The organism is Klebsiella sp. 141240 (genome assembly GCF_050600805.1).
Classification (GTDB): Bacteria; Pseudomonadota; Gammaproteobacteria; order Enterobacterales; family Enterobacteriaceae; genus Klebsiella; species Klebsiella aerogenes.
Genome location: NZ_JAQIRK010000002.1, coordinates 294,273 through 314,265, shown reverse-complemented (window position 1 = coordinate 314,265; position 19,993 = coordinate 294,273). Strand labels below are relative to the sequence as shown.

The window sequence follows — 19,993 nt, the reverse complement described above, 5'->3', positions numbered from 1 at the left end:
ATGAATAACAGGATTAAGTCCCTGGCCTTAATGGTCAATCTGGGTATCTACGGGGTGGCATTCCCGCTGTGCGCGGCAGAAGAAACCACCGACAGTAAACAAACCGCCGGTGAAGAAACGATGGTCGTCACCGCCGAGGTGCAAAACCTGCAGGCGCCGGGCGTTTCTACCATTACCGCCGATGAAATTCGCAAACGTCCGCCGGCGCGCGACGTCTCTGAAATCATCCGTACCATGCCGGGCGTCAACCTGACCGGCAACTCCACCAGCGGCCAGCGCGGCAACAATCGCCAGATTGATATTCGCGGTATGGGCCCGGAAAACACTTTAATCCTGATTGATGGTAAGCCCGTGACCAGCCGTAACTCTGTTCGTCTCGGCTGGCGCGGCGAGCGCGACACCCGCGGCGATACCAGCTGGGTACCGCCGGAAATGATCGAACGTATTGACGTTATCCGCGGCCCGGCGGCGGCGCGCTACGGCAACGGCGCGGCGGGCGGCGTGGTCAACATCATTACGAAAAAATTCGACAACCAGTGGCATGGTTCGTGGAACGCCTACATGAACATGCCGGAGCATAAAGACGAAGGCGCGACCAAGCGTACCGACTTTAGCCTCAGCGGCCCGCTGGGCGGCGATTTCAGCTTCCGCATGTACGGTAACCTCGATAAAACCCAGGCTGATGCCTGGGATATCAACCAGGGCCATCAGTCTGAACGTACCGGCATTTACGCCGATACCCTGCCCGCCGGGCGTGAAGGGGTAGAAAACAAAAACATCAACGGCGTGGTCCGCTGGGATTTCGCGCCGATGCAGTCGCTGGAGTTTGAAGCCGGCTATAGCCGCCAGGGCAACCTGTATGCCGGTGATACGCAAAACACCAACAGCAACGATCTGGTGAAAGAGAACTACGGTAAAGAGACCAACCGACTCTATCGCAATACTTACTCCGTGACCTGGAACGGCGGCTGGGATAACGGCGTGACCACCAGCAACTGGGCGCAGTACGAACACACCCGCAACTCGCGTAAAGGCGAAGGTCTGGCGGGCGGCACCGAGGGGATCTTCAGCAGCAACCAGTTTACCGATATCGACCTGTCGGACGTGATGCTGCACAGCGAAGTCAATATTCCGTTCGACCTGTGGGTTAACCAGAACCTGACGCTGGGTAGTGAATGGAACCAGCAGCGCATGAAGGACAACGCCTCCAATACTCAGGCTCTGTCTGGCGGCGAAATTCCGGGCTATGACAGCACCGGCCGCAGCCCGTATTCGAAAGCGGAAATCTTCTCCCTGTTCGCCGAGAACAACATGGAAGTGACCGATACCACCATGCTGACGCCGGCGCTGCGTTTCGATCACCACAGTATTGTCGGTAATAACTGGAGCCCGTCCTTGAACCTGTCGCAGGGTCTGGGCGACGACTTTACCCTGAAAATGGGTATCGCCCGCGCCTATAAAGCGCCGAGCCTGTATCAGACCAACCCCAACTATATTCTCTACAGTAAAGGTCAGGGCTGCTACGCCAGCCAAGAGGGCTGCTACCTGCAAGGGAATAAAGATTTAAAAGCCGAGACCAGCATCAACAAAGAGATCGGCCTCGAGTTCAAACGCGACGGCTGGCTGGCGGGGGTTACCTGGTTCCGTAACGATTACCGTAACAAGATTGAAGCGGGCTACGCCCCGGTTTATCAAAATGCTAATCGCACCGACCTGTACCAATGGGAAAACGTGCCGAAAGCGGTAGTTGAAGGGCTGGAAGGCACGTTGAACGTGCCGGTCAGCGAGACGGTGAACTGGACCAACAACATCACCTACATGCTGCAGAGTAAGAACAAAGAGACCGGCGATCGCCTGTCGATTATTCCGGAATACACGCTGAACTCGACGCTGAGCTGGCAGGTTTATCAGGACGTTTCTGTGCAATCGACCTTCACCTGGTACGGCAAGCAGGAACCGAAGAAGTACAACTACAAAGGCCAGCCAGTCACCGGCAGCGAGAAGAACGAGGTCAGCCCGTATAGCATTCTCGGCCTGAGCGCGACCTGGGACGTGACCAAAAACGTCAGCCTGACCGGCGGCGTGGATAACGTCTTCGACAAGCGCCACTGGCGCGCGGGTAACGCCCAAACCACCGGCGGCGACAAAGGGAGTATGTACGGCGCTGGCGCGGAGACCTATAACGAATCCGGCCGTACCTGGTATATGAGCGTCAACACCCACTTCTGATAATATTAGTGTCTGACGCCCTCCCCGCCGGGAGGGCGTTTTTTTCAACCCTGCGCTATTTTCTGTACCCGCGCGACAATCGACGCCGCATCAAAACCGTGATACTGACGCAACCAGCCGCGATCGGCGGCCGCCGCATACTCGCCATCCGGGATCCCCAGACGCTGCAAGGCAATCCCTGTCCCCGCTTCCGCCAGCACTTCGGCGACCAGGCTCCCCAGCCCGCCGTTGACGTTATGTTCTTCGACGGTAATAACTGAACGGCATGACTGCAGCGCCGCCAGCAGCGCCGTGGTATCGCAGGGACGAATCGACGGCACGCTGACCACTTTCGCCTCAATGCCGAGGTCGGCAAGCTGCTGCGCCGCCTCCACCGCTTCGTGCACCGTTGAACCGGTCGCTACCAGCGCCACCGCTTCGCCTTCGCGCAGGGTCAGTACCGCGCCGGGCACAAAACGGTACGCGTCGTCATGCAACTCCGGTAGCGCCTTGCCGTCAAGGCGGATATAAACCGGCCCCTGATACGCCAGGGCGTAGTCGATAATCTGCCGACATTCGCGCGGCGTGGAGGGGGCGAAAATCTGGATATTGCCGAAACCGCGCATTACCGCCAGGTCGTCAATAGCATGGTGGGTACTGGCCAGCGGGCCATAGCTGGCCCCGGCGTTAAGGCCAAAGAGCTTGACGTTGGTGTTGTTGTAACAGACATCGACTTTAATCTGCTCGTTAGCGCGGGAGACAAGGAACGGCGCGGCGTTACAGGTCACCGCCACTTTACCGCCGAGCGCCAGCCCCGCGGCGGTGCCGACCATGCTCTGCTCGGCGATACCGACGTTAACCAGCCGTCCGGGGAACTGCTTAATAAAAGGAGCGATCTTGGCCGTTGAGGTGGAGTCCGCGACCACCGGCACCAGATCGACGCCCTTTTCCACCGCGGCGATAAACGCCTCGACCATCACGTTCGCCAGGTGTTCTGCATTACTCATCTTTCAGTTCCTCCAGCGCCAGTGCAATTTCCTCGCCTTTCGGCACCCGGTGATGCCACTCCGGGCGCCCCTGGATAAAGGAGATGCCCGCGCCCTTCGTGGTGTTGGCAATAATGACGTTAGGTTTACCGTTCTGCTGCAGCCCTTCGATAGCCGCGACCACCGAGGCCATATCGTTACCCTCGCATTCGCTGACCTCCATGCCGAAGGCGCGCCATTTATCGGCCAGCGGATCGGTATTCATAATTTCGCGGGTTGGCCCAGCCAGCTGAAGATTGTTCTTATCATTAATAATGACCAGGTTATCGAGGCCATAATGGGCCGCCGCCAGCGCCGCCTCCCAGTTACTGCCTTCCGCCAGTTCGCCGTCGCCGGTGATTAAAAAGATGCGGCGGGAGCTATTGCTTTTCTTTGCGGCCAGCGCCAGCCCCACCGCAACGGGCAAACCGTGGCCCAGCGCGCCGGTATTTAGCTCAATGCCCGGCGTTTTCTGCCGCACCGGATGGCCGGGAAGGTGCGAGTTCGCGTGCTGGTAGGTCTCCAGCCATTCGATCGGGAAGAAACCCGCTTCCGCCAGTACGCAGTAGTAGCAGCCCACCGCATGGCCTTTCGACTGGATATAGATATCGCGCTGCGGGTCGTCAAGACGATCGGGCGCCGCATTGAGCACACGGAAGTAGAGCGCGGTTAACAGCTCGACCTGCGACAGGTCGGCCCCGGTGTGCCCGCCCGCCGGACTATTGGCGTTTAAGCGGACAATGTGGCGGCGCACGGCGCGCGCTTTGCGCTCAAGCGTCTGGACATCAAATCTGTAGGGATTCATTTAATACCTCTGAATTTATTTTCAATATGGAATATTTATTCCGTCAGGGACTAAAAAAACCAGATATCCCCATGCCGGTGGTTAGCCTTCCACCACAGCGCCGTACTCAGGAACATTCTGCCTCCCGCTCCAGGCGAAGCCCGGATAAACTCGTTGACTCAAAGCCACCTTGAATATATATTCAATGATGATTCTTTATTCGATTATGACCTGGCTGTTTTGTTTTTGTCCATAGTCGATTTTGATGAGTGGCAAAAATTTGACCACCATCACACTTAAGTGTGATTTTTTTTCGCGTATGATAAAAGTCACTACGATAATGGCTGCAGCTAAACGCCTGAAGAAAGGCGATAAATGATTTTCGAGGATAAATATGGCTAAGCAGGATGAACAACGGCTATTGGTGAAGATTGCCACGCTTTACTATCTGGAAGGACGAAAGCAGTCTGATATCGCCCAACTTCTCTCGCTATCTCAGTCATTTGTCTCTCGCGCGATTACCCGCTGCCAAAAAGAGGGCGTCGTGAAAATCAGCGTCGTGCAGCCATCGAATATTTTCCTCAATCTTGAAAAGGGGCTTGAGGATCGCTACGGGCTTAAACAGGCGGTGGTGGTCGATACCGAAGAAGAGGCCAGCGACCATACCATCAAGCGGGCGATAGGTTCGGCCGCCGCGCACTACCTGGAAACCCGCCTGCGGCCAAAAGATCTAATTGGCGTCTCTTCATGGAGCTCGACCATCCGCGCGATGGTTGATGAGGTCCACGCGCAAAATCTGAAGGCCAGCGGCGTCATCCAGCTGCTTGGCGGCGTCGGGCCCAACGGCAACGTGCAGGCGACGATCCTCACCCAGACGCTGGCCCAGCGTCTTAACTGCGATGCCTGGCTGCTGCCGTCGCAGAGCATCGAAGGTTCCATGGAAGAGCGCAACCGCCTGCTGGCCAGTAAAGATGTCGCCGACGTTGTTTCCCGCTTTGACGAGGTCGATATCGCCATTGTCGGCATTGGAATTCTCGAACCTTCCCAGTTGCTGAAAACGTCGGGTAACTATTATCACGAAGATATGCTGCAGGTGCTGGCGGCGCGCGGCGCGGTTGGCGATATCTGCCTGCACTACTACGACAAATACGGCCAGCCGGTGTTGCGTGATGATGAAGATCCAGTGATCGGCATGGCGCTGGAGAAAGTCAAAAAATGCCCGAACGTGGTCGCGCTGGCCGGCGGCACCGACAAAGTCGCGGCAATTAAAGGCGCGCTTACCGGCGGCTATATCGACGTTTTAATCACCGATTACCCCACCGCCAGACTACTGGTTAGCGACTAACCCACCGCAGTTTCCCGCCTCGACAATCCCTGAGGCTGTTTTTTCAGCCACAGGGATTGCAAAATAAATAATTATAATTCAATAAATTAATCCATCCCCCTCCCCGTCTTCGCGTCATATTCCCAATCTGTGAAATGTGATTGCCAGCACAATTGATGATTTTTCAGGTAGCCCATCACCGGGTTTGTGGCTTAAGGTATCAAATAAATAATCACTATCGAATATATATTCAGTGATGAAAAAGTGATAACGATATGTCACATCATGGCCTGCGTAGACGCATGCAATGGCCGGAGATAAACCATTCTCCGCCGTTCCAGGACAATGTGTGACCGAGGAGAGCATCATATGCAGGCGACAGCCAAAGAGTTCATCATTGCGCTGGATGAAGGCACCACCAACGCGAAAGCCGTGGTGCTGGACGGCAAAGGCAAAGTTAGCGTCAAGTTCTCGCAGCCGCTGGCGATCCAAACCCCTCGCGAAGGTTGGGTGGAACAATCCGGCGAGGCGCTGGTGGCGGCCTCGCTGGCGGTGATCGCCAAAGCGGTGGCTCACGTCGGCGCGGAAAACGTCGCGGCGCTGGCTATCAGCAATCAACGAGAAACCGCCATCGGCTGGTATCGCGCCAGCGGTGAACCGATTAACGCCGCCATCACCTGGCAATGCACCCGCAGCGCCGCGTTCTGCGACACCCTGCGTCGCGATCGTCAGGAACAGCGCATTAAGCACGCCACCGGCCTGCCGATTGCGCCACTGTTTTCCGCCTCTAAAATGCGCTGGCTGCTGGACGCCACTCCCGACGGCTATCAGCTTGCCGAACGCGGCGAGATTTGCCTCGGCACTATCGACAGCTGGCTACTGTGGAATTTGACCGGCGGACAATCTTTCTTCTGCGATTACTCCAACGCCGCCCGCACCCAATTGCTGAATCTGCACCGCGGCGAGTGGGATGACGAGATGCTGACGCTGTTTGGTATTCCGCGCGCGGCGCTGCCGGAGATTAAACCGTCGAGCGGTCTGTTTGGCTACACCAAAGGGCTAACGGCGATCCCTGACGGTATCCCGGTGATGGCGATGATCGGCGACTCACACGCCGCGCTATTCGGCCACGCGCTTGGCGAAGCTGGCTGTGTGAAAGCCACCTACGGCACCGGCTCCTCGGTGATGGCGCCAGTCAAATCGGCCCAGTGCGATATTGCCGCTCTGGCGACCACCGTCGCCTGGCACGATGGCGACCAGCTGGTGTGGGGGCTGGAAGGCAACATTCCCCATACCGGCGATGCGGTAGCATGGATGGCGGACAGCACCGGACTGAGCGAACTCTCCGCCGCCGATCTGGCCCATGAGCTGAATACCCTGCCCGCCTCCGTCGATTCGACTTTAGGGGTCTACTTCGTACCGGCGCTGACCGGGCTCGGCGCCCCCTGGTGGGACGACAGCGCCCGCGGGGTGATCTGCGGTCTGAGCCGCGGCGTCAAGCGCGCGCACCTGATCCGCGCGGCGCTGGAATCCATTACCTATCAAATCGCCGACGTGGTGGCGGCGATGCGCCAGCACGCTGAATTCACCCTGACGGCGTTAATGGTCGACGGCGGCCCAACCAACAACGACTGGCTGATGCAATACCAGGCCGACCTGCTCGGCTGCCCGGTGATGCGCAGCGATATCCCGGAACTGTCCGCCATCGGCGCGGCGTTGCTGGCGCGAAAAGCCCTCACTCCGGGTGAAACCGCCGACCTGCAAGCCTTCTTAACCGAACACAGCGCTTTTCAACCCGACATGGCCCGCCACCAGCGCCTACAGCAGCGCTGGCAGGAGTGGCGCCATGCGGTAAACAGAACATTATGGAAACCGGATTCGCCGGCCTGATGCCCATCGGCGTCAGATTGGGCGACGAACCTTATTAACCCACTACAGGAGAACCCCGGCCCATAACGATGTATCGCAACCCCCGAATTTATTCTGGGGAAATTTCAGACCGTAAACCCTGCCCGCTCAGGGATCATTTGTTCGAATATAAAAATACAGGAACAGAGTCATGAAATTACGTTTAACTCTTTTAACCGCTGCGACCCTGACCGCCTTTTCCTTTGCCGCGCATAGCGCCGAAAAAGGCACCATTATGATAATGGTTAACTCGCTGGATAACCCTTATTACGCCTCGGAAGCCAAAGGCGCCAGCGAAAAAGCGCAGGCCCTCGGCTATAAAACGACCGTGCTCTCGCATGGCGAAGATGTCAAAAAGCAAAATGAGCTGATTGATACCGCCATTGGTAAAAAGGTGCAGGGGATTATTCTCGATAACGCCGACTCCACCGCCAGCGTCGCCGCCATTGAAAAAGCCAAAAAAGCGGGCATTCCGGTGGTATTAATTAACCGTGAAATTCCGGTTGATGATGTTGCGCTGGAACAAATTACCCATAATAACTTCCAGGCAGGTTCAGAAGTCGCCAACGTATTTGTTGAGAAAATGGCGGAAAAAGGCAAATACGCCGAACTGACCTGCAACCTCGCCGATAATAACTGCGTCACCCGTTCTAAATCCTTCCACCAGGTGATTGACCAGTACCCGGATATGGTCAGCGTGGCAAAACAGGATGCCAAAGGTACCCTGATCGACGGCAAACGCATAATGGATAGCATTCTCCAGGCTCACCCGGATGTCAAAGGGGTGATCTGCGGTAACGGCCCGGTGGCCCTTGGCGCCATCGCGGCGCTAAAAGCGGCCAATCGTAACGATGTGATCGTCGTCGGTATCGACGGTAGCAACGACGAACGCGATGCGGTGAAGGCCGGTACGCTACAGGCGACCGTGATGCTCCAGGCGCAGGCCATCGCCGCCCAGGGCGTTACCGATCTGGATAACTACCTGCAAAAAGGCGAGAAGCCGGCGAAGCAGCGCGTGATGTTCCGCGGCATTCTGATTACCCAGGATAACGCAGATAAAGTTCAGGACTTCAACATCAAGTCCTGAGTTCGGGTGGTTGCGCCCCTGCGGGGGCGCAGAGGAGAGCATTATGTACAAGAAAACCTGTCTCGCGCTGGCCGTTCTGGCGCTGGGCGGCTGCCGCATCGTCTCGCAGCAGGAGCTGGCAGACCTGAAATCCCCGCCCAATCCGCATATGGCGAACATCGATAAAACCTGGCAGCAGAGCATCGTGCCGCAGGTGGTCGCCAACGCCCGCCCGGCGGCGGAGTTGATGAGCGCGCTGAAGGCGCAAAAAGATATCGATAGCGCCTGCAAAGCGCTGGGCTACCGCGCCCAGGACGAAAACCCGTGCATCTTTTACGTTAAGGTGGCGGGCGCCGTCAGCAAGCTGGATAGCGCCTCGCGCAGCGGCAAGATGACCCTCGCCGATGGCAGTATCGGTAATGTGATGGTGCAGATTGGCCCAACCCTGCGCGGCACCTTGCTGCGCGACGGTTACCGCGGCGCCAGCTACCAGGACTTTAACGACCAGGTGCTGTTTGGCGAATACAGCAAAAATATTAACAGTCAGGCGGTCAAGATGATTCAGGCGGCCAACCTGAAAACCGGCGACAACGTAGAAGTGTATGGCGTCTTCTCGGCCTGGGATATTCCACAAACTATTCCAGAAATCACGCCGGCGAAAATCGTTCATCCGGGAGGTCAATAATATGACGCCGCAAGATATCGTCGCTCCCCAACCAGTCGAATCTGAAGTGATTATCGAAACCCGCGGCCTTTCGCGCATTTATCCCGGCGTGACCGCGCTGGATAACGTGAACTACCGGGTCTATCGAAATAAGGTTAACGTTCTGATCGGAGAAAATGGTGCGGGTAAATCCACCATGATGAAAATGCTTGCCGGCGTTGAAACGCCCTCCTCCGGTCAAATTATTCTCGATGGCGAGGCGGTGACTTTAAACTCTACCCATCAGGCAGAGAAAGTCGGCATCAGCATTATTTTCCAGGAACTGAATTTATTCCCCAATATGAATGTGATGGACAACATATTCATGGCTAATGAATTCTTTCAGAAAGGACGCATCAACGAAAAATATCAATATGCGTTAGCCAAATCGCTGCTGGAGCGGCTGGAGCTCGACGTCGATCCCTACACGCAACTGGGCGAACTGGGGATTGGCCATCAACAGCTGGTTGAAATCGCCCGTGCGCTATCGAAAGACACCCGCGTGCTGATTATGGATGAACCCACCTCGGCGCTGAGCCAGTCCGAGGTCAAAGTGCTGTTTAAGGTCATCGAGCAGCTTAAGCGCCGCGGCGTCACCATTATCTATATTTCGCATCGCCTCGAAGAGCTGATGGAGATTGGCGACAACATCACCATTTTCCGCGACGGTCGCTTTATCAGCGAGCGCAACGTCAGCGACGCCAGCGTGCCGTGGATCATCGAACAGATGGTCGGCGATAAGAAAAAGCACTTTGATTATCAGCCCGCGCCAAAAGGCAACGCGGTGCTTGACGTCAAGGGGCTGACCGCGTTGCATCCGAGCGGCGGCTACAAACTCAATGATGTCACCTTTACCCTCAGCAAAGGCGAAGTGATCGGCATTTACGGCCTGCTGGGCGCCGGGCGCACCGAGCTGTTTAAAGGGCTGGTTGGCTTAATGCCCTGCCAGAACGGCGAGGTACATCTTAACGGCGAAAGCATCGGCAAATCTCGCTTTCAACACCGCCTGAAAAAGGGGCTGGCGCTGGTGCCGGAAGACCGTCAGGGCGAAGGCGTGGTGCAGATGATGTCGATTCAATCCAACATGACGCTCTCTGATTTTAGCCTGCAGGGTTTTCGCCGCGCCTGGCGCTGGCTGAATCCGCAGAAAGAAGAGTCCTGCGTAAAAGAGATGATTCAGCAATTGGCTATCAAGGTGAGCGACGCCAATTTGCCCATCACCTCGCTGAGCGGCGGCAATCAACAAAAAGTGGTGCTGGGTAAGGCGCTGATGACCCAGCCGCAGGTGGTGTTCCTCGACGAACCGACGCGCGGTATCGACGTCGGCGCAAAAACCGACGTCTATCACCTGATCGGCAAAATGGCCCAGCAGGGGCTGGCGGTCATGTTCTCCTCTTCGGAGCTGGATGAAGTGATGGCGCTGGCCGACCGCATCCTGGTGATGGCCGATGGCCGCATTACCGCCGATTTACCGCGCCATGCGGTGACCCGCGAAAAGTTAATCGCGGCTTCAACACCTCAAGATTAATCAGGCTGGAATCCATCATGAACCAGAAATATATGATTTATATGTACCTGCTGAAGGCCAGAACCTTCATCGCCCTGCTGCTGGTGATCGCATTCTTCAGCGTGATGGTACCGAACTTCCTGACCGCCTCTAACCTGCTGATCATGACCCAGCACGTGGCGATTACCGGCCTGTTGGCCATCGGTATGACGCTGGTGATCCTCACCGGCGGCATTGACCTGTCCGTCGGTGCAGTGGCGGGTATCTGCGGGATGGTCGCGGGCGCGCTGCTGACCAACGGGCTACCGCTATGGAACGGCGACATCATCTTCTTTAACGTCCCTGAAGTGATCCTTTGCGTCGCGGTCTTCGGCGTGCTGGTAGGGCTGGTTAACGGCGCGGTGATTACCCGCTTCGGCGTCGCGCCGTTTATCTGTACCTTAGGGATGATGTACGTCGCCCGCGGCTCCGCCCTGCTGTTTAACAACGGCAGCACCTACCCGAACCTCAACGGTATGGAGGCGCTGGGCAACACCGGTTTCGCCACGCTGGGCTCCGGTACCCTGCTTGGGGTTTATCTGCCGATCTGGTTGATGATCGGCTTCCTGGTACTGGGCTACTGGCTGACGACTAAAACGCCGCTCGGTCGCTACATCTACGCTATCGGCGGCAACGAATCCGCCGCTCGCCTCGCCGGCGTACCGATCGTCAAAGCCAAAATTTTCGTCTACGCCTTCTCCGGCCTGTGCGCCGCCTTCGTCGGCTTGATCGTCGCCTCTCAGCTACAAACCGCCCACCCGATGACCGGCAACATGTTTGAGATGGACGCCATCGGCGCCACCGTGCTCGGCGGAACCGCGCTGGCAGGAGGCCGCGGTCGGGTGACCGGCTCGATTATCGGCGCCTTCGTGATCGTCTTCCTCGCCGACGGCATGGTGATGATGGGCGTTAGCGACTTCTGGCAGATGGTCATTAAGGGCCTGGTGATCGTCACCGCCGTTGTCGTCGACCAGTTCCAGCAGAAGCTGCAGAACAAAGTCATTCTGATGCGCCGCCACGAAGAGAAGCTGGCCGCGATCCCGCCGAACGGCGCCACCTCCAGCTAATCGGCAACCATATTCACGTATTCCGCCGGGCCCGGCGCCCGGCTTATCGAAAGGGAAAAAATATGCAACGAGATTTCCATAATAAAACGGTAGTTATCACCGGCGCTTGCCGCGGCATCGGCGCAGGTATTGCGGAGCGCTTTGCCCGCGACGGCGCTAATCTGGTGATGGTCTCCAACGCCGAGCGCGTTCACGAGACCGCCGAAACCCTGCGTCAGCGCTATCAGGCGGATATTTTATCGCTGCAGGTCGATGTGACCGACGAAGCGCAGGTACAGTCGCTGTATGAGCAGGCCGCCGCGCGCTTCGGCGCCATTGACGTCTCCATTCAGAACGCCGGGGTGATCACCATTGATTACTACGATCGGATGCCAAAAGCCGATTTTGAAAAAGTGCTCGCGGTTAATACTACCGGCGTGTGGCTGTGCTGCCGCGAGGCCGCTAAATATATGGTGAAACAGAACCACGGCAGCCTGATTAACACCTCTTCCGGCCAGGGGCGTCAGGGCTTTATCTACACGCCGCACTACGCCGCCAGCAAAATGGGCGTGATCGGTATTACCCAAAGCCTGGCGCACGAGCTGGCGCCGTGGAACATCACCGTCAACGCCTTCTGCCCCGGCATCATCGAAAGCGAAATGTGGGATTACAACGATCGCGTGTGGGGAGAAATTCTCAGCACCGAGCAGAAGCGCTACGGCAAGGGCGAACTGATGGCGGAATGGGTCGAAGGGATCCCGATGAAGCGTGCCGGTAAGCCGGAAGACGTGGCCGGGTTGGTGGCCTTCCTCGCCTCCGACGATGCACGCTACCTCACCGGGCAGACCATCAATATCGATGGCGGTTTGATTATGTCCTGAACGCGGTAGCCCGGATAAGGCGCTACGCGCCGCCATCCGGGAAACCGGGCTCCCGAGGTTCGACACTATATTGAAGAGAGTAATCACTATGATCGGCAAAGACTTTGCACAGCAGCTGTTTAACCTGCAGGAGCGCGTCGCTTTCGTGACCGGCGCCGGCAGCGGCATCGGCCAAACCATCGCCTGCGCGCTCGCCAGCGCCGGCGCGCGGGTGGTCTGTTTTGATCTTCGCGAAGACGGCGGGCTGGCGGAAACGGTCAGCCATATTGAATCCATCGGCGGTCAGGCCTGTTCTTATACCGGCGATGTCCGCCAGCTTGCCGACCTGCGCGCCGGCGTTGCGCTGGCAAAAAGCCGCTTTGGCCGCCTCGATATCGCCGTTAACGCCGCCGGGATCGCCAACGCCAATCCGGCCCTGGAGATGGAAAGCGAGCAGTGGCAGCGGGTTATCGATATCAACCTCACCGGCGTATGGAACTCCTGCAAAGCAGAAGCGGAATTAATGCAGGAGTCTGGCGGCGGGTCGATTATCAATATCGCCTCGATGTCGGGGATTATCGTGAACCGCGGCCTCGATCAGGCGCATTACAACTGTTCGAAAGCCGGCGTTATCCATCTGTCGAAAAGCCTGGCCATGGAGTGGGTTGATAAAGGGATCCGCGTCAACGCCATCAGCCCCGGCTATACCGCCACGCCGATGAATACCCGCCCGGAGATGGTGCATCAGACCCGCGAGTTTGAAAGCCAGACCCCGATGCAGCGCATGGCGAAGGTAGAAGAGATGGCCGGCCCGGCGCTGTTCCTCGCCAGCGACGCCGCCTCATTCTGCACCGGTGTTGACCTGGTGGTCGATGGCGGGTTTGTCTGCTGGTAAAACCGGTCTTGCCCCGGCTAACGATGCACAAGCCGGGGCGTTTTCTTCAGCCGTCTTGCACATCTACGCAGAGCACATGATGGATCATGAAGATGGCTCATGCAGTATTGAAATTAACTCTCTTTCACTCACTCAATGACTCTGGCAAAAATAGTCTTCAGCAACTGCAGACAATATGAATGCTACTGAATAATAAATCCAGATAAATCGCAAGGTCATTCTGGGAATGTGAAATACCTGCATTTTTATATCAGAACCCAGGGTGGAAAGAGACGATGACAGACTTTACCTTTACGATTAAACGTAGTCGTTTTGATGAACACTATAACCCGGCGGAAAATACGCGTATTACCACCAATTTTGCCAACCTGGCGCGGGGCGAAAACCGTCAGCAGAACCTGCGCAATGCGCTGGCAATGATTGATAATCGCTTTAATAACCTGGTGCAGTGGGATAATCCGCACGGCGACCGTTACTCCGTCGAACTCGATATTATTTCGGTCGAGATGAATATTACCGATAACGGCCACAATGCGGCATTCCCGGTGATTGAGATTCTGCAAACCAATATTATTGATAAAGCCACCAACGCGCGAATCGAAGGTATTGTTGGGAATAACTTTTCCTCTTATGTGCGCGATTATGATTTTAGCGTATTACTGCCGGAATATAATAAAGATAAAGCCACATTCAGCGTGCCGGAAAATTATGGCGTTCTGCATGGCAATATTTTCAAACATTTCATACGCTCTGCCGAATACCATGAATGTTTTAAAAAGTCGCCGGTCATCTGCCTGAGCGTATCCAATAAGCATACCTACCGCCGGACCGGCAATCAGCACCCTATTCTCGGCGTCGAGTACCAGCAGGATGGCGTGGCGCTGACCGAGGCCTATTTCAATAAGATGGGCCTGCAGGTGCGTTACTTTATGCCGACCAATAGCGTAGCGCCGCTGGCCTTCTTCTGCGCGGGCGATCTGCTCAGCGATTACAGCAACCTTGAGCTTGCCAGCACTATTAGCACGATGGAGACGTTCCAGAAGATTTATCGCCCGGAAATTTATAACGCTAACTCCGCGGCCGGGCAGTGCTATCAGCCGAACCTGAATAATCAGGATCATTCGTTGACCCGGATTGTTTATGACCGCGAAGAGCGCAGCCGCCTGGCGATTGAACAGGGCAAATTTACCGAACAACAGTTTATTAAGCCGTACCAGCATATTCTTGAGCAATGGTCAGCTCATTACGCTCTCTAAATCATAAAAAAATAAAGGTCACCTGTATGAAAACATTGCTCCCGACATCCACCGCAGGCAGTTTACCGAAACCGACCTGGCTGGCGCAGCCCGAGACGCTGTGGTCACCGTGGAAATTACAGAATGAAGAGTTAGTACTAGGCAAACGCGATGCGCTGCGTTTATCCTTGGACGATCAGCTGCGCGCAGGCATTGATATCGTGAGCGATGGCGAGCAGACGCGTCAGCACTTTGTCACCACCTTTATTGAACATCTCAGCGGCGTCGATTTTGAGAAACGGCAAACGGTGAGAATTCGCAACCGCTATGACGCCAGCGTGCCGACCGTAGTCAGCGCCGTCGAACGCCAGCAGCCGGTGTTTGTGGAAGATGCAAAATACCTGCGTCAACTCACCAACAAACCGATTAAATGGGCCCTGCCTGGGCCAATGACGATGATCGATACCCTGTATGACAACCACTATAAAAGCCGTGAAAAACTGGCGTGGGAATTTGCCAAAATTCTCAACCAGGAAGCCCGGGAATTAGAGGCCGCCGGGGTAGATATTATTCAGTTTGATGAACCCGCATTTAACGTCTTTTTTGATGAAGTCAATGAATGGGGAATCGCCGCGCTGGAAAGAGCCGTTGAAGGTCTGAAATGCGAAACCGCCGTGCATATCTGCTATGGCTACGGTATTAAGGCCAATACCGACTGGAAAAAAACGCTCGGCTCCGAATGGCGCCAGTATGAAGAGGCGTTCCCGAAACTCCAAACCTCCTCTATCGATATTATTTCGTTGGAGTGTCATAACTCGCGCGTACCGATGGACCTGCTGGAGCTCATCCGCGGCAAGAAAGTAATGGTTGGCGCAATCGATGTGGCGACCAACGCCATTGAGACGCCAGAGGAGGTGGCCAGCACGCTACGCAAAGCCCTGCAGTTCGTCGACGCCGACAAGCTCTATCCATCAACCAACTGCGGCATGGCGCCGTTATCGCGTCAGGTCGCCAGCGGTAAGCTTCATGCGCTAAGCGCCGGGGCGGAAATCATTCGCCGGGAGCTGGTGGCGAAATAATCGCCGCCAGCCGTTCACTTCTGAAACAAGGCGTCATTGAAAACATGACGCCATATCAAAAGCGGGTTTACATCCCCGGAAACGTTACGCTATTCCCCGGCGCTTCCCTGTGTAGATGAATAAAGTTCAGGTGTCGCTCGTACTGGTCGAGAATATCGGTGATCACCTGCTCTTTGCTGTAATCCATCAGGTCATTGCCCTGGCTCCCCTCCAGCAGGAAAGTCTCAAGACGGTAGTAGGTCGATTTGCCGCTGCGCGCCCGGTAGGTAAAACCGGGAATCGAGTACTGCTGCGGCCAAATCTGGTAGACGAAGTTTTGTTCGTCGCCCATATGCACCAGCAGATCGAGGTGACCAAGGTTATCGCCCTCTTCCGGCGGCAGGCTTTTCAGCTCAACGTAAGCGCCGCGCAGCTTCAGCTCCTGCGCCACCTCTTCCATCGCCGGGAAGCATACCGTCTCCATCATCTGGCGGGTATAGCGCGTGCCGGGATAGTTCATTAAGCGTGACAAGCGCTTTTTCCAGCTCAGACGATCCTGTACGCCAAGCGGGCGCGGCGCAGTGTCGCGATTGGCGCTTTCGCGGCGATAATCTTCTACCTTCAATGACTTATATAATCCCGCCATCACGAAGAAAATCACAAAGCTGAACGGTAGCCCCATGATCACCGTCGCGTTCTGTAGCGCGGAGATGCCGTTAGTCATCAGCATACCGAGGGTCAACAGGCCAATCACCACCGACCAGAAGATGCGCAGCCAGTTCGGCGCATCGCTATTAATATCCTTCAGCTTCGAAGTGAAGTTGCCGAGCACCAGCGCGCCGGAGTCCGCTGAGGTGACGTAAAACAGTAGGCCGGTAATGGTGGCGACCGAAGCACTAAAGGTAAACGCCGGGTACTGCGCCAGCAGGTTATAGAAACCGCGCTCCGGGTGAGCGATGGCCTCGGCGGCAAAATCCGCATTGCCGTGAATAATTTCATACAGCGCGCTATTGCCGAATACCGACAGCCACAGCAGGGTGAAAGTGAACGGAATAATTAAGGTACCGACCACAAACTGCCGAATGGTGCGCCCGCGCGAAATACGCGCCAGGAACAGGCCGACAAACGGCGACCACGCCACCCACCAGGCCCAGAAGAATAACGTCCAGTTATTCATCCATTCAACCGGGCGGTCGAAGGCAAAGCTGTTCAGCGTCATTCCCATAAAGCGATTGACGTAATCCCCGACGTTCAACACCAGCGCATTGAGCAGGAACTCAGTATCGCCCATAAACAGAATGAATAAGATCAGCCCCAGCGCCAGTACCACGTTGAGCTCGGAAAGGATACGAATGCCCTTATCCACGCCAGAGGTCACCGAAATGGTGGCGATAATCACCGACAATACAATCAGCGCCGCCTTTGCGCCCAATGAATCAGGAATATGGAACAGCACGCTCAGGCCGTAATTGAGCTGCACCACGCCGATACCGAGGGTAGTGGCGATGCCGAAAATCGTACCGATCACCGCGGCGATATCGACGCTGTGGCCGATAGGGCCATTAATTTTTTTACCGAAGATTGGATAGAGCGCGGAGCGGATGGTGAGCGGCAAATTATAACGATAGCTAAAGTATCCCAGCGCCATTCCCATCAGGGCGTACATCGACCAGCCGGTGAGGCCGTAGTGGAATAGCGTCCACACCATCGCCTGGCGCGCCGCCTCCATGGTCTGTCCCGCCCCTTCCGGCGGCTGCATATACTGCGTGACCGGTTCGGCGACCGAGAAAAACATCAGGTCGATGCCGATACCGGCGGCAAACAGCATCGCCGCCCAGCTCAGCACGCTGAACTCCGGCTTCGAGTGTTCCGGCCCCAGCTTCACCGAACCGAATCGCGAACAGGCAATACAGACGACGAACACGATATACAGCGTGGCGGCGAGTAAATAATACCAGCCGAAGGTTTTAGAAACCCAGTTCAGGGTACGGCCAATCCAGGCCGCGGAAAAATCGCTGAAGAAGATAGTCATCAGGGAAAACAACAAAATCAGTCCTGCGGAAGTGTAAAAAACCACCGGATTGATTTTGTCCTTTTCTCTGCTCGGCGAAAGGTCTGTCATCCATTCTCCTTACATTTATTGCAACTATTAAAAAGCAAATCGGCAACAATTAAGACACATTTTATATTGAACGTCCAATCAAAAACCGCTTTAATAGATAAACAAATCTGATGAATGGAGTCCGGGAAATGCCAAAACTGGGGATGCAATCGATACGTCAGCGGCAGCTGATCGACGCCACGCTGGCGGCGATTAATGAGGTCGGCATGCATGACGCCACCATCGCGCAGATCGCCCGCCGGGCGGGCGTATCGACGGGCATCATCAGCCACTATTTCAAGGATAAAAACGGACTGCTGGAAGCGACGATGCGCGATATCACCGGCCAGCTACGCCATGCGGTGTTACAGCGGCTGCGGGCGCTACCCGGCGCCAGCGCTGAACGGCGCCTGCGGGCCATCGTCGCCGGCAATTTCGATGACAGCCAGATAAGCGGCGCGGCGATGAAGGCCTGGCTCGCCTTCTGGGCCAGCAGTATGCATCAGCCGATGCTCTATCGCCTGCAGCAGGTCAGCAGTAAGCGTTTGTTGTCGAACATCGTGTATGAGTTTCAGCGTCAGCTACCCCGCGAGCAGGCGCAGGAAGCAGGTTACGGTCTGGCGGCGCTGATCGACGGCCTGTGGCTGCGGGCGGCGTTAAGCGGTAAACCGCTCGACAAAACGCGTGCCGAAACACTCGCCGACCATTTCATCAGGCAGTATCTGCCACCGACTTCGCAATAATGGAGGAAACCATGTCCCGAATGGCCGAACAGCAGCTTTATATTCACGGCAAGTTTGTCGCCGCCACCAGCGGTAAAACTTTCGAGACCATCAACCCTGCCACTGGGGAAGTGCTGGCAACCGTCCAGGCCGCCGGGCGTGAAGACGTCGACCGTGCGGTAAAAAGCGCCCAACAGGGGCAAAAAGTATGGGCGGCGATGAGCGCAATGGCGCGCTCGCGGATCCTGCGTAAAGCGGTTGATATCCTGCGCGAACGTAACGATGAGCTGGCGCGTCTGGAGACGCTCGATACCGGCAAACCGCTGAGCGAAACCGCCGCCGTTGATATCGTGACCGGCGCCGATGTGCTGGAGTACTACGCCGGATTAATCCCGGCGCTGGAAGGCAGCCAGATCCCGCTGCGCGACAGTTCATTTGTTTACACCCGCCGCGAGCCGCTTGGCGTGGTCGCCGGTATTGGCGCCTGGAACTACCCGATCCAGATAGCCCTGTGGAAATCGGCCCCGGCGCTGGCCGCCGGTAACGCGATGATCTTTAAACCGAGCGAAGTCACTCCGCTCACCGCGCTGAAGCTGGCGGAAATCTACCGCGAAGCGGGTCTGCCGGAAGGGGTCTTCAACGTCCTGCCGGGGATCGGCGCCGAAACCGGCCAGTACCTGACCGAGCATCCGGATATCGCCAAAATCTCCTTCACCGGCGGCGTCGCCAGCGGCAAAAAAGTCATGGCCAATTCCGCCGCCTCTTCTTTAAAAGAGGTGACCATGGAGCTGGGCGGTAAATCACCGCTGATTATCGCGGAAGATGCCAACCTCGACCTCGCCGCCGATATCGCCATGATGGCCAATTTCTACAGCTCCGGACAGGTCTGCACCAACGGCACCCGCGTGTTTGTGCCCGCGAAGTTTAAAGCCGAATTTGAACACAAGATCCTGCAGCGCGTGGGCCGTATCCGCGCCGGAGACCTGTTTGCCGATGATACCAATTTCGGCCCGCTGGTCAGCTTCCCGCATCGGCAGAATGTCCTGCGCTATATCGAGAGCGGCAAAAGCGAAGGCGCTCGCCTGCTGTGCGGCGGCGATGTGCTGAAAGGCGAAGGCTTCGATAATGGCGCATGGGTCGCTCCGACGGTCTTCACCGACTGCACCGACGACATGACTATCGTGCGCGAAGAGATCTTCGGGCCGGTGATGTCGATTCTCAGCTATGACGATGAAGCGGAAGTGATTCGCCGCGCCAACGCCACCGAGTACGGCCTTGCCGCTGGCGTGGTCACGCCGGATCTGAACCGCGCTCACCGCATCATCCACCAGTTGGAAGCCGGCATTTGCTGGATAAACAGCTGGGGCGAATCGCCGGCGGAAATGCCGGTCGGCGGCTATAAACACTCCGGCATTGGCCGAGAAAACGGCGTGATGACGCTACAGAGCTATACCCAAGTGAAATCCATCCAGGTTGAGATGGGTCAGTTTCAATCCATATTTTAACCAGGAG

General features: G+C 56.4%; 16 protein-coding genes. 13 read left to right on the top strand and 3 right to left on the bottom strand.

Going from position 1 to position 19,993, the window contains the following annotated elements:
* Positions 1-2,229, top strand: a complete 2,229-nt coding sequence (gene fepA / locus PGQ95_RS04465; protein WP_058676001.1) for a siderophore enterobactin receptor FepA — start codon at positions 1-3, stop codon at positions 2,227-2,229.
* 44 nt (positions 2,230-2,273) lie between these two features.
* On the opposite strand, the gene PGQ95_RS04460 is transcribed toward fepA, so the two are convergent.
* Positions 2,274-3,215, bottom strand: coding sequence for a transketolase family protein (locus tag PGQ95_RS04460; RefSeq protein ID WP_430917097.1), 942 nt, complete (start codon positions 3,213-3,215; stop codon positions 2,274-2,276).
* Entirely contained in the window at positions 3,208-4,038 is an 831-nt protein-coding gene (locus tag PGQ95_RS04455) for a transketolase (protein ID WP_087860274.1), read from the bottom strand. Before PGQ95_RS04455 ends, PGQ95_RS04460 begins: the two co-directional genes overlap by 8 nt.
* Before the next feature lie 373 nt (positions 4,039-4,411).
* On the opposite strand from PGQ95_RS04455, the gene PGQ95_RS04450 reads away from it, so the two are divergent.
* The 10 genes from PGQ95_RS04450 (at position 4,412) to PGQ95_RS04405 (ending at position 15,679) form a co-directional block, all read left to right on the top strand.
* Positions 4,412-5,362 carry a sugar-binding transcriptional regulator gene (locus PGQ95_RS04450; RefSeq protein WP_087860276.1) on the top strand — a complete coding sequence of 317 codons (951 nt, stop codon included), beginning with the start codon at positions 4,412-4,414 and terminating at the stop codon, positions 5,360-5,362.
* 348 nt (positions 5,363-5,710) lie between these two features.
* Positions 5,711-7,231 carry an FGGY family carbohydrate kinase gene (locus tag PGQ95_RS04445; protein WP_271032744.1) on the top strand — a complete coding sequence of 507 codons (1,521 nt, stop codon included), beginning with the start codon at positions 5,711-5,713 and terminating at the stop codon, positions 7,229-7,231.
* Between the two features lie 169 nt (positions 7,232-7,400).
* Positions 7,401-8,336 carry a D-ribose ABC transporter substrate-binding protein gene (locus PGQ95_RS04440; protein ID WP_015367786.1) on the top strand — a complete coding sequence of 312 codons (936 nt, stop codon included), beginning with the start codon at positions 7,401-7,403 and terminating at the stop codon, positions 8,334-8,336.
* Between the two features lie 43 nt (positions 8,337-8,379).
* Positions 8,380-9,000, top strand: a complete 621-nt coding sequence (locus PGQ95_RS04435; protein WP_087860278.1) for a DUF2291 family protein — start codon at positions 8,380-8,382, stop codon at positions 8,998-9,000.
* 1 nt (position 9,001) lies between these two features.
* Entirely contained in the window at positions 9,002-10,546 is a 1,545-nt protein-coding gene (locus PGQ95_RS04430) for a sugar ABC transporter ATP-binding protein (protein ID WP_430917095.1), read from the top strand.
* Positions 10,547-10,563: 17 nt separating this feature from the next.
* Positions 10,564-11,631 (top strand): ABC transporter permease, encoded by a 1,068-nt coding sequence (locus tag PGQ95_RS04425; protein WP_015367789.1) that lies wholly within the window; start codon positions 10,564-10,566, stop codon positions 11,629-11,631.
* Between the two features lie 62 nt (positions 11,632-11,693).
* Complete coding sequence (locus PGQ95_RS04420; protein WP_020079384.1) at positions 11,694-12,491, top strand: SDR family oxidoreductase; 798 nt, start codon at positions 11,694-11,696, stop codon at positions 12,489-12,491.
* Between the two features lie 88 nt (positions 12,492-12,579).
* Positions 12,580-13,365: an SDR family oxidoreductase gene (locus tag PGQ95_RS04415; RefSeq protein ID WP_430917093.1), complete on the top strand. Its 786-nt coding sequence runs from the start codon at positions 12,580-12,582 to the stop codon at positions 13,363-13,365.
* A 275-nt stretch (positions 13,366-13,640) separates the two neighbouring features.
* Positions 13,641-14,621 carry a DUF1852 domain-containing protein gene (locus tag PGQ95_RS04410; RefSeq protein WP_308958343.1) on the top strand — a complete coding sequence of 327 codons (981 nt, stop codon included), beginning with the start codon at positions 13,641-13,643 and terminating at the stop codon, positions 14,619-14,621.
* A 26-nt stretch (positions 14,622-14,647) separates the two neighbouring features.
* A complete protein-coding gene (locus PGQ95_RS04405) occupies positions 14,648-15,679 on the top strand; it encodes a methionine synthase (protein WP_271032740.1) in 1,032 nt (343 codons plus the stop codon).
* 67 nt (positions 15,680-15,746) lie between these two features.
* Here PGQ95_RS04405 and betT read toward each other — a convergent pair whose 3' ends face one another.
* Entirely contained in the window at positions 15,747-17,780 is a 2,034-nt protein-coding gene (betT, locus tag PGQ95_RS04400) for a choline BCCT transporter BetT (protein WP_015704693.1), read from the bottom strand.
* Between the two features lie 128 nt (positions 17,781-17,908).
* On the opposite strand from betT, the gene betI reads away from it, so the two are divergent.
* On the top strand, positions 17,909-18,502 hold the full coding sequence (gene betI / locus PGQ95_RS04395; protein WP_171829429.1) for a transcriptional regulator BetI: 594 nt from the start codon (positions 17,909-17,911) through the stop codon (positions 18,500-18,502).
* Positions 18,503-18,513: 11 nt separating this feature from the next.
* A complete protein-coding gene (betB, locus tag PGQ95_RS04390) occupies positions 18,514-19,986 on the top strand; it encodes a betaine-aldehyde dehydrogenase (protein ID WP_048230691.1) in 1,473 nt (490 codons plus the stop codon).
* Positions 19,987-19,993 lie beyond the last annotated feature (7 nt).